Origin of the sequence: Rhodococcus sp. HNM0569 (assembly GCF_012726205.1) — a bacterium.
Lineage (GTDB): Bacteria > Actinomycetota > Actinomycetes > Mycobacteriales > Mycobacteriaceae > Rhodococcus_F.
In genome coordinates this window covers 22,707-33,388 of record NZ_JAASAE010000022.1, presented here as the reverse complement: position 1 = coordinate 33,388, position 10,682 = coordinate 22,707, and the positions used below count along the sequence as shown (strand labels likewise).

The following is a 10,682-nucleotide window of genomic DNA, read 5'->3' as shown; positions in this document are numbered from 1 at the left end:
CGCTGGGCGCTGCTCACCGCGCTCGCGGCGACCGGCCACGTGGACCTCGGCGAGCTCGACGCGGAACGCGCCCGCGACGACACCGGCGCGGGGGCGATCGCCCACGAGCGCGCCTCCGCGGCGCGGCCCCTGGACGCGGTCAAGATCGCGGCGTGGACGAGTATCTTCGACGACCCGCAGCTGTCGAACGACCGGATCGGCGCGCTCATCGGGGGATTCACCACCGGAGCGCGCGCGCCGCGCGGCGAGGAGTTCGCCGACCGCTACTTCGCCGCGCTGCTCACGACGTGGAGCGAGCGCAGCATCGAGATCGCGCGGCGCATCGTCGTCGGCCTGTTCCCCCGCACCGAGGACACGCGCGCCGTCGACTCGTGGCTCGCAGCGGCCGACGACGCGCCCGCGGCACTGCGCCGCCTCGTGGTCGAGCAACGCGACTTCCTGCGGCGTGATCTCGACGCGCGCCGGTTCGACGCCGAGGAGGCGCAGCGATGACGGACGCCGACGTTCCTCCGGAACCCATGCCTCGGAGCCCCCTGTCCCGCGAGTCCGTCCGCGCCGCGCTCGACGCCTTCGACGTGCGGACCGCGGCGACCCCGCCGGGTGCACGGCGTGCTGCCGTCGCCGTCGTGGTGCTCCAGGGCGCCGACGGAACGCCCGTGATGCCGTTGACGGTGCGGCCGAGCCGGATGCGCGCCCATCCGGGACAGTTCGCGCTGCCCGGCGGACGCGTCGACCCCGGCGAGAGCGGCGCCGACGCCGCCCGGCGGGAACTGCGCGAGGAACTCGGCGTGGTGGTGGAGCCGGAGGGCGTGCTGGGTCGGCTCGACGACTACGTCACCCGATCGGGGTACGTCATCAGCCCGTACGTGTTGTGGTCCGGCGCGATGTTCGACTCGATCGTGCCGAACCCCGCCGAAGTGGCCGAGGTGCTGGCTGTCACGCGGGACGAGATCGACGTCGACCCCCGGTTCGTCGAGATCCCGGAGTCGGACCGGCCCGTCGTGCAGTGGCCGCTGCGTGACTCGTTGGTGCACGCGCCGACCGGCGCCGTCGTGCACCAGTTCCGCGAAGTGGTGCTGCGCAGGCGGCCCACGCGAGTCGACGGGTACGAACAGCCCGTGTTCGCGTGGCGCTGAACCGGGGCGCCGAGCGTGTTCCGTGCGCGTATGCGGGATGTGCGACAGTAGCCACGGTCCGGAGCCGCCGCGCGACGGATCGACACGAGCACGCACGCGCACACAGGCCAGGCGCGCCGCGTACGAGAGGGAGTGGAATGTGAACCCGGCACCGTCACCGAGTCCCACGGTGTCCGACCGCATCGTCACCGTGCCGAACGCGCTGAGCATCGTGCGGTTGCTGGGCGTGCCGCTGTTCGCGTGGCTCCTTCTCGTCGCACATGCCGACGGGTGGGCGCTCGCGGTGCTGATGCTCAGCGGCGCGACCGACTGGCTCGACGGCAAACTCGCGCGGCTGTTGAACCAGATGTCACGTCTCGGTTCGCTGCTCGACCCCTTCGTCGACCGGCTCTACGTCGTCGTCACCCTTGTGGCCTTCGTCGCTCGCGACTTCCTGCCGTGGTGGGTCGCGGCGATCCTGATCGGCCGCGACGTCGTCCTCGCCTGCACTCTGCCGATCTACCGGCGTCGCGGACTGCCTCCGCCGACCGTGATCTACCTCGGCAAGGCGGCGACATTCGCCTTGATGTGCGCCCTGCCGCTCGTTCTGGCCGCACAGCTCGACTGGGCCGGAGCGGCTACGGTGCACGCCTTCGGGTTCGCCTTCCTCGTGTGGGGCACGGTGCTGTACGTGTGGACGGGCGTGATCTACCTCGCGAAGGCGCTGGCACTCGCGCGGTCGGCACCGGTGGCGGCGACGTGACGACCGGCCCACGACGCGACCGCCCCGTGCAGCGCAATCCGGTGCCGTCGCTGCTCCGTTCGCTCATGAACGAGCACCTCGACCCCGGCTACCAGGCCGCTGCGGACGATCGCGCGCGCGGGCATCGGCGCCGGTTCGCCGCTGGGTGGCTCGCGCTCGGCGCGTTGCTGATCGGGTTCGTGCTCGCGGGTGCCGCGGGCATCGCGGCCGACCGTCTGCCGGGAACCCAACGAGAACAAGCCGAACTGCGGGCGAAGGTCGGTGACCAGCAGGACGAGATCGAGCGACTCGACGCCCGCCGCGCGGAGCTCTCCGACGACGTCGACGCGGCGCGGGAGCAGCAACTCGCGGGCGACGCGCATGGGGCAGGAGTTCTCGGCGCTCTGACCGACGCGGAAGCGGCCGCCGGAGTCGAGCCCGTCGAGGGGCCGGGCATCGCGGTCACCCTGTCCGACCCCACCGGCAAACCCGACCTGTCCGACTCGTCGGCCCGCACGGTCGCAGGCCGCTCCGTCGTTCTCGACCGCGACCTGCAGGTCGTCGTCAACTCGCTGTGGCAGAGCGGCGCCGAAGCCGTCGCGGTCGACGGCGTCCGGATCGGGCCCGGCGTCACGATCCGGCAGGCAGGCGGTGCGATGCTCGTCGACACCGCGCCGGTGTTCTCGCCCTACCGGATCGAGGCGATCGGGCCGTCCGGGCGCATGCAGACGGCGTTCGTGGTGAGCGACGCATACCTCAGGTCGTCGAGCCTCGCGCAGCTCTACGGCGTCGGGTTCACGGTGTCCGAGGAAGACGACCTGAAGCTGCCCGCGGCCACCGGTCGCGACGCGCGATTCGCGCACGCACCGTCGGATCCGGGACGGTGAGCACATCCGGTGACAGACCGTTCGGCAAGGAAGAACAGGGAGGCGAGATGAAGGTCGGCGCGGCGGTGTGGGGTCTGCTGGCCCTGCTCGGCGGAATCGTGCTCGGAGTGGTGTTCAGTCCGCAGGTGCCCGACGCGGTGCAACCGTATCTTCCGATCGCGGTGGTCGCGGCGCTCGACGCCGTCTTCGGCGGCGTGCGCGCATATCTCGACGACATCTTCGACGCCAAGGTGTTCGTCGTGTCGTTCGTGTTCAACGTGCTCGTCGCCGCACTGATCGTGTGGCTCGGCGACCAGCTCGGTGTCGGTACCCAGCTGTCGACCGCGATCGTCGTCGTGCTCGGAATCCGGATCTTCGGCAACGCGGCCGCCTTGCGGCGCCGCCTGTTCGGAGCGTGACGTGAACGAGCGCGAGCACTCACACCGCCACGAACTCCGCCGTCCACACGACCCACGGCCGCGTTCGCGGCGGCCGTTCGCGATCCTCGTGGTCGTGTTGCTCGTCGCGCTCGGCGTGGCGATCGCGACGCAGGTCCGCACCGCGGGTTCCGACGACGCCCTCGACTCGGCGACACCCGCCGATCTGCTGGTCGTCCTCGACGGACTGAACCAGCGCGAAGCTGCACTGCGGCAGGAGATCACGGAACTCGAGACGACACTCGACGAACTGGGCGACGGCGAGACCTCGGCGGCCGCGCTCGAGCAGGCGCGTGACCGCTTGGCGCAGTTGTCGATCCAGATCGGTACGGCTCCCGCGTCGGGGCCCGGTCTCACCGCGACGATCACCGACCCGGCGCGTGGCGTCGGCTCGGACGTCGTGCTCGACGTCGTGCAGGAACTGCGCGCGGCCGGTGCAGAGGCGATCCAGATCGCCGGAGCGGACGGGCGTCCCGTCCGAATCGGCGTCGACTCGTGGGTGTCCGGCAGTGCGGGGGCGCTGACACTCGACGGGCAGGCGATTGCCGCGCCGCTCACCGTCACCGCGATCGGCGATCCGCCCACTCTCGCGGCTGCGATGAACATCCCCGGCGGTGTCGTCGATCACGTTGCACGGGTCGGCGGGCGCATGACCCTCGAACAATCCGATGCGCTCACGGTGGGCGCCTTGCGAGAGACGAAACCTCGCCAATACGCTCAGCCTCGTTGATCGGAACCGGCCTGCCGGCCGGATATGTGAAAGGACGCCACCAGTGAGTGAGCTCGCGATTCCCGCCGACCTGAGGTACACGGCGGAGCACGAATGGGTGAACAGGACCGGGCCCACCACCGTGCGGGTCGGAATCACCGACTTCGCGCAGTCGCAGCTCGGCGACGTCGTCTTCGTGCAACTGCCTGCCGTGGACGAGACGGTCACCGCGGGCGACTCGCTCGGCGAGGTCGAGTCGACCAAGAGCGTGTCGGACATCTTCTCGCCGTTGACGGCGAAGGTCGTCGGCGCGAACGAGGCGCTCGACGGGGCACCCGAACTGGTCAACTCCGCGCCCTACACGGACGGTTGGCTCGTCGACCTCGAGGTCGACGACGAGGCCGCGCTCGACGCCGCGCTCGCGCAGACGCTCGACGCCGCGGGTTACGAAGAGATCACGAACAGCTAGCCGGTCCGGCGTCCCGCCGTCTGCGTACAGGCAGTTCGGCGTCGGACGGACTGTCCCGCTGCACACTTCGTCGCGCGCGGGGTACGGTCAGGGTGAACGTTTGTGCGCACACGCCCCAGACGTGTGCGCGACAGGGCATGTCGGTAGAGGCGCGGATGTGGATCGCGCGCATGTTGGAAGTTGCAGGTGGTCGTTGCCGCCGATCAGGAGCAGAATCGACGGCTCGGCAGTGAGACTGCGAGGCCGTGGGTCGAGCCCGTCGAACGGACGGCGACGGTACTGCGTCATCGCACGACACGATGTGCGGTGGCCGAACGAGGAGGACGAACGTGAGCGATAACGGGAACGACGCGGCATTCGGGGAGACGCCGGCGGAAACCACTTCGGTGTTCCGCGCAGATTTCCTCCGTGAACTCGACAACTCCTCGGGCACGCAGACCGACGCGCCGGTCTCGGGGGTCGAGGGGCTGCCGGTGGGTTCGGCCCTGCTCGTCGTCAAACGTGGTCCCAACGCCGGGTCGCGGTTCCTGCTCGACCAGCCGACCACGTCCGCGGGGCGCCATCCCGACAGCGACATCTTCCTCGACGACGTCACGGTCAGCCGCCGGCACGCCGAGTTCCGCCAGGACGACGACGAGTTCCAGGTCGTCGACGTGGGCAGCCTCAACGGCACGTACGTCAATCGCGAGCCCGTCGACTCGGCGGTGCTGGCCAACGGCGACGAGGTGCAGATCGGCAAGTTCCGACTCGTCTTTCTCACCGGCCCGCGGTCGAGCGGAGGATCACAGGTGGGCGAGACGTCGGCCGGTGCGGGTAGCCAATGACCGCGGTGCGGCAGGCCGCCCCGGCCGGGATGTCGATCGGCTCGGTGCTCGATCGACTGCGCAGCGAGTTCCCGGACGTCACGATCTCCAAGATCCGCTTCCTCGAAGCGGAAGGCCTGATCAGTCCCGAGCGCACCCCGTCGGGCTATAGGCGTTTCTCGGTCGCCGACATCGAGCGTCTGCGCTACGTCCTCACGGCGCAACGCGACCAGTACCTGCCGCTCAAAGTCATCAAGGAACAACTCGAGGCGATCGACCGTGGTGCGGCGACGGTCGGCGCGCGCAACGACGCGCCCCGGCGTCCCCGTATCCTGTCGGTCGCGCCGGGTGACGTGTCGCCCGAGGATTTCCGTGTCGATCGCGAGATCCGCGTCTCTCGCGAAGACCTGATCGCGCGCGCGGGCGTCGACGAGAAGTTCCTCGCCGAACTCGTACGGGCGGGCCTCGTCGTGCCGGGGGCGGCAGGCTTCTTCGACGAGGAGTCGGTCACGCTGGCGCGCACGGCGAAGGCTATGTCCGAGTTCGGTCTCGAGGTGCGGCATCTGCGGGCGTTCAAACTCGCCGCCGATCGCGAGGCGTCGCTCGTGTCGCAGATCGCGGGTCCGGTCGCGAAGGGTCGCGACGCGGGTGCGCGCGACCGCGCCGAGGAGATGGTCCGCGAGCTGGCGGCACTGTCGCTCACGCTCCACACGTCACTCGTCAAGAAGGCAGTGCGGGACGCGCTCGACCGCTGATGTTCTGTTCGGGACCGATGCTCGCGACGTACTCGAACGAGTACCCCGAGTTCCCATAGAATCGCGGTACGGCATGCACGGTGTCGTTCCAGGTGCAGGTTGGAGGCATCCTCGATGAGCGAAATGCACGTGATCGGAGTCCGGGTCGAGCAGCCGCAGAACCAGCCCGTGCTCCTGCTGCGGGAGGCGGACGGCGACCGGTACCTGCCGATCTGGATCGGGCAGACGGAGGCCACGGCCATCGCGCTCGAACAGCAGGGTGTCGAACCCGCGCGCCCCCTCACCCACGACTTGATCAAGGACGTGATCGAAGCGTTCGGCCGGCATCTGGTCGAGGTGCGCATCGTGGATCTTCAGGAGGGCACGTTCTACGCGGACCTCGTGTTCGACGAGGACACGTCGGTGTCGGCGCGTCCCTCCGACTCGATCGCGATTGCATTGCGTATGGGCGTGCCGATCCACGCGGAGGAAAGTGTGCTCGCCGAGGCGGGCCTCGTGATGCCCGACGAGCGCGAGGACGAGGTGGAGAAGTTCAAAGAATTCCTCGACTCCGTGTCGCCGGACGATTTCAAGGCCACCGACGGCTAGATTGCATTCGGCCGTCGGCGCGGCCGGGCCGGGGCACCCCTTCGGGTGCACCAAGTCTCGAGTAACGGTTGAGACTTTCCGGGCGCGTCACGTTGACCGCGTGCGAGCGGGGTCATAGCGTTCGGTCCAGGTCGTCCCGGGCATCGCGTCCCGGTTCGGGTGCCTGTCCGCGAAGGCGTCCGCATCGTGTATGCGTCGGGCGTACGCTGGGGTGAGTTGTTGCACACCAGGCGCGCGGTCTCCCGCACACGACTTCGACGCGAGCGTGACGGTCGCGCTGATCGTCGGGTTCAGTGCTACACGCGAGAGGGAGTAGTCAGTGGTAGAGCGGCCGCAGGACAGTCAGTTGGAACTCGGCGTCGAGGTCGAGAATCCGGCCAGCGAGGGTTCGGGCGTGGACAGCTCGGCAACCGACAGCCGCAGCGACGACATCCAGCCGGGTCTGTTCCCCGACGACTCCGTGCCCGACGAACTGGTCGGATATCGCGTTCCCAGTGCGTGCCAGATCGCCGGCATCACGTACCGGCAACTGGACTACTGGGCGCGTACCGGTCTGGTCGTCCCGTCGATCCGGGGCGCCGCGGGGTCGGGGAGTCAGCGCCTGTACTCGTTCAAGGACATCCTGGTCCTCAAGATCGTCAAACGGCTGCTGGACACCGGCATCTCGCTGCAGAACATCCGCGTAGCGGTCGATCACCTTCGCAAGCGTGGTGTCCGCGATCTCGCCCGTATCACTCTGTTCTCGGACGGCACCACGGTCTACGAGTGCACATCCCCGGAAGAGGTCGTCGACCTGCTGCAGGGCGGGCAAGGTGTGTTCGGCATCGCGGTCAGCGGTGCGATGCGCGAGCTCACCGGCACCATCGCGGCCTTCCCCGCCGAACGCGCCGACGGTGGCACCGCCGACGCCGCTCCCGAGGACGAACTGTCGTCGCGTCGCCGTAACCGCGCGAGCCGCAAGACCGGCTGACAGCGCCGCGTGTGCACCGCACCGCCGGCCGTGCCATAGACTGGCGGGTGCGTCGACGCCGTACGGGAGAGTTCCGGATCGTCCCCGCGCCACACGGTGCGTGAGCGACCCGGGCGCCGAAGGAGCAGCACCTCCCCGTCAATCTCTCAGGCAACCGGACCGTACGGGCTCCGACGTCTCTGGAAAGCGGTGGGAGAACCCACCCGCCCACGGGGAAAGGCTGCCTACGCGGCCGAATCTCTCAGGCGCTCGTCCGCGAGCACTCGACAGAGGGGGAGGATGCGCTGCCGACGCCGGCAGCGACCGGCTCACACCCGCTCCCGGCGGGTACAGCCCGTCCTTTCCTTCGACACCTGCCTGGGAGTTGCCGTGACCGACCCGCAGAGCCGCTCGTTCGCCGACCGCCACGTCGGTCCGGATGCGGACGAACTCGTCCGCATCCTCGACGTCGTCGGCGCCCCGGACCTCGACGCACTCGCCGCGGCCGCCGTGCCGTCGAGCATTCTCGACGCCGCCCCCGCCGGTGTCGCCGACGGCCTCGACGTGCTGCCCGCGGCGGTCGGCGAAGCCGAAGCGCTCGCCGAATTGGCCGATCTCGCTGCGCGCAACACGGTCACCACGTCGATGATCGGCCTCGGGTACTACGGCACCCTCACGCCGCCGGTGCTGCTGCGCAACATCATCGAGAATCCCGCGTGGTACACCGCGTACACGCCCTACCAGCCCGAGATCAGCCAGGGCCGGCTCGAGGCGCTGCTCAACTTCCAGACGATGGTCGCCGACCTCACCGGCATGGAGATCGCGAACTCGTCGATGCTCGACGAGGCGACCGCGGCCGCCGAAGCCATGACGCTCCTGCGGCGCGCGAACAAGAGCCGGTCGCCGCGATTCGTCGTCGACACCGACGTGTTCCCGCAGACACTGGCCGTGCTCGAGACACGGGCCGAACCGCTGGGCATCGAACTCGTCGTCACCGACCTGGCACAGGGCCTGCCGGACGGCGACTTCTACGGTGTCCTCGCACAGCTGCCCGGCGCCTCGGGGCGCGTCGTCGACTGGTCGTCGACGATCGCGCAGGCGCATGATCGCGGTGCGCTCGTCGCGATCGGTGTCGACCTGCTCGCGGCAACTCTCGTCACCCCTCCCGGCGAGCAGGGCGCGGATGCGTGCTTCGGCACGACGCAGCGTTTCGGTGTCCCGATGGGTTACGGCGGCCCGCATGCCGGCTACCTCGCGGTGCACGCCAAGCACGCGCGGCAGCTTCCCGGCAGGCTCGTCGGGGTGTCCGTCGACGCCGACGGCGACCGTGCCTACCGGCTCGCGTTGCAGACCCGCGAGCAGCACATCCGCCGCGAGAAGGCGACGTCGAACATCTGCACGGCACAGGTGCTGCTCGCGGTGCTCGCCGCGATGTACGCGAGCTACCACGGCGCCGAGGGGCTGAAAGCGATCGCACAGCGCGTCGCACGGCATGCCGGTTCGCTCGCCGCCGCCCTCACCGCGGCAGGTGTCGACGTCGTGCACAAGCAGTTCTTCGACACGGTGCTCGCGCACGTGCCGGGCCGTGCCGACGCCGTCGTCGCCGCGGCCCGTGATGCGGGCATCACGCTGTGGCGTGCCGACGCGGATCATGTCGTCGTCGCGTGCGACGAGCTGACGACGCGCGCACACGTCGAGGCCGTGGTCGGTGCATTCGGTGGCACGGACGTGCCGGAGCCGACCGGCGACGCACTGCCCGGCGCGCTGGCGCGGACGAGCGAGTACCTCCAGCACGAGGCGTTCACCCGGTACCGCACCGAGACCGCGATGCTGCGGTACCTGCGGTCGCTGTCCGACAAGGACATCGCCCTCGACCGCAGCATGATCCCGCTCGGGTCGTGCACGATGAAGCTCAACGCGACCGCCGAGATGGAACCCATCACGTGGCCGGGCTTCTCGGCGCTGCACCCGTTCGCGCCCCAGGCGGACGCGGACGGCCTGCTGTCCCTGATCGGCGACCTCGAGACGTGGCTCGCCGCGGTCACCGGTTACGACGCCGTCAGCATGCAGCCCAATGCCGGCAGCCAGGGCGAGTACGCGGGCCTGCTCGCGATCCGCGGCTACCACCGAGCGCGCGGCGACCTGCACCGCGACGTGTGCCTGATCCCGTCGAGTGCGCACGGCACCAATGCGGCGTCGGCGGTCATGGCCGGCATGAAGGTCGTCGTGGTCGGCTGTCGCGACAACGGCGACGTCGACCTCGCCGATCTGCGCGCCAAGATCGAGACGCACGCCGAGAACCTCGCCGCGATCATGATCACCTACCCGTCGACGCACGGTGTCTACGAACACGAGATCGGTGACATCTGCGCGGCCGTGCACGACGCAGGGGGCCAGGTGTACGTCGACGGCGCCAACCTCAACGCGCTCGTCGGCCTCGCTCGCCCGGGCCGGTTCGGCGGCGACGTCAGCCACCTCAACCTGCACAAGACGTTCTGCATCCCGCACGGCGGCGGCGGCCCCGGCGTCGGCCCGATCGGTGTCCGCGCGCACCTGCAGCCGTTCCTGCCGGGTCACCCGATGGCGCCGGGACTCGGGGGAGCAGGACCGGTGTCGGCGGCGCCTTACGGCAGCGCGTCGATCCTCCCGATCACGTGGGCGTACATCCGGATGATGGGTGCGGAAGGACTGCGCCGCGCGAGCCTCACCGCGATCGCGTCGGCGAACTACATCGCGCGTCGTCTCGACGAGTACTTCCCCGTCCTCTACACGGGCGAGGACGGCATGGTCGCGCACGAGTGCATCCTCGACCTGCGCAAGATCACGAAGGACACGGGCGTCACCGTCGACGATGTCGCCAAGCGGCTCGCCGACTACGGATTCCACGCCCCGACGATGAGCTTCCCGGTCGCGGGCACCCTGATGGTCGAGCCGACCGAGAGTGAGAACCTCGACGAGATCGACCGTTTCTGCGAGGCGATGATCGCGATCAAGGGCGAGATCGATCGCGTCGGCGCGGGTGAGTGGCCGGTGGACGACAATCCGCTGCGCGGCGCGCCGCACACCGCGAAGTGCCTGGTGCACGAGTGGAACCACCCGTACAGCCGCGAGATCGCGGTGTACCCGATGGGCACCGAACGTTCCAAGGTGTGGCCGGGCGCGCGCCGGATCGACGGCGCGCACGGCGACCGCAATCTCGTGTGCTCGTGCCCGCCGATCGACGCGTTCGAGAACGCCTGACGAGCGCGG

General features: G+C 69.7%; 12 protein-coding genes and 1 riboswitch. All 12 genes read left to right on the top strand.

Features of this window, described 5'->3' with window-relative positions; all coding sequences use genetic code 11:
- The coding region (locus HCA44_RS19655) for an ERAP1-like C-terminal domain-containing protein (RefSeq protein ID WP_206038402.1) at nucleotides 1–492 on the top strand (492 nt) is incomplete at its 5' end.
- A complete protein-coding gene (locus tag HCA44_RS19650; protein ID WP_240945672.1) occupies nucleotides 489–1,136 on the top strand; it encodes a CoA pyrophosphatase in 648 nt (215 codons plus the stop codon). The genes HCA44_RS19655 and HCA44_RS19650, both read left to right, overlap by 4 nt.
- Nucleotides 1,137–1,275: 139 nt before the next feature.
- On the top strand, nucleotides 1,276–1,878 hold the full coding sequence (locus HCA44_RS19645; RefSeq protein WP_346764812.1) for a CDP-alcohol phosphatidyltransferase family protein: 603 nt from the start codon (nucleotides 1,276–1,278) through the stop codon (nucleotides 1,876–1,878).
- 65 nt (nucleotides 1,879–1,943) lie between these two features.
- Nucleotides 1,944–2,744 (top strand): DUF881 domain-containing protein, encoded by an 801-nt coding sequence (locus HCA44_RS19640; RefSeq protein WP_169651021.1) that lies wholly within the window; start codon nucleotides 1,944–1,946, stop codon nucleotides 2,742–2,744.
- 47 nt (nucleotides 2,745–2,791) lie between these two features.
- On the top strand, nucleotides 2,792–3,142 hold the full coding sequence (locus HCA44_RS19635; protein WP_169651020.1) for a DUF1290 domain-containing protein: 351 nt from the start codon (nucleotides 2,792–2,794) through the stop codon (nucleotides 3,140–3,142).
- A 1-nt stretch (nucleotide 3,143) separates the two neighbouring features.
- Nucleotides 3,144–3,890, top strand: coding sequence for a DUF881 domain-containing protein (locus HCA44_RS19630; protein WP_169651014.1), 747 nt, complete (start codon nucleotides 3,144–3,146; stop codon nucleotides 3,888–3,890).
- 43 nt (nucleotides 3,891–3,933) lie between these two features.
- On the top strand, nucleotides 3,934–4,338 hold the full coding sequence (gene gcvH, locus HCA44_RS19625) for a glycine cleavage system protein GcvH (protein ID WP_169651013.1): 405 nt from the start codon (nucleotides 3,934–3,936) through the stop codon (nucleotides 4,336–4,338).
- A 329-nt stretch (nucleotides 4,339–4,667) separates the two neighbouring features.
- Nucleotides 4,668–5,162, top strand: a complete 495-nt coding sequence (garA, locus tag HCA44_RS19620) for a glycogen accumulation regulator GarA (protein WP_169651012.1) — start codon at nucleotides 4,668–4,670, stop codon at nucleotides 5,160–5,162.
- Nucleotides 5,159–5,896 carry a MerR family transcriptional regulator gene (locus tag HCA44_RS19615; protein ID WP_169651011.1) on the top strand — a complete coding sequence of 246 codons (738 nt, stop codon included), beginning with the start codon at nucleotides 5,159–5,161 and terminating at the stop codon, nucleotides 5,894–5,896. The genes garA and HCA44_RS19615 overlap by 4 nt, the downstream gene beginning before the upstream one ends.
- A 114-nt stretch (nucleotides 5,897–6,010) precedes the next feature.
- Entirely contained in the window at nucleotides 6,011–6,484 is a 474-nt protein-coding gene (locus HCA44_RS19610) for a bifunctional nuclease family protein (RefSeq protein WP_169651010.1), read from the top strand.
- Between the two features lie 394 nt (nucleotides 6,485–6,878).
- Complete coding sequence (locus tag HCA44_RS19605; RefSeq protein ID WP_346764814.1) at nucleotides 6,879–7,454, top strand: MerR family transcriptional regulator; 576 nt, start codon at nucleotides 6,879–6,881, stop codon at nucleotides 7,452–7,454.
- 53 nt (nucleotides 7,455–7,507) lie between these two features.
- Nucleotides 7,508–7,626, top strand: a riboswitch (glycine riboswitch).
- 197 nt (nucleotides 7,627–7,823) lie between these two features.
- Complete coding sequence (gene gcvP, locus HCA44_RS19600) at nucleotides 7,824–10,673, top strand: aminomethyl-transferring glycine dehydrogenase (RefSeq protein WP_169651009.1); 2,850 nt, start codon at nucleotides 7,824–7,826, stop codon at nucleotides 10,671–10,673.
- Nucleotides 10,674–10,682 lie beyond the last annotated feature (9 nt).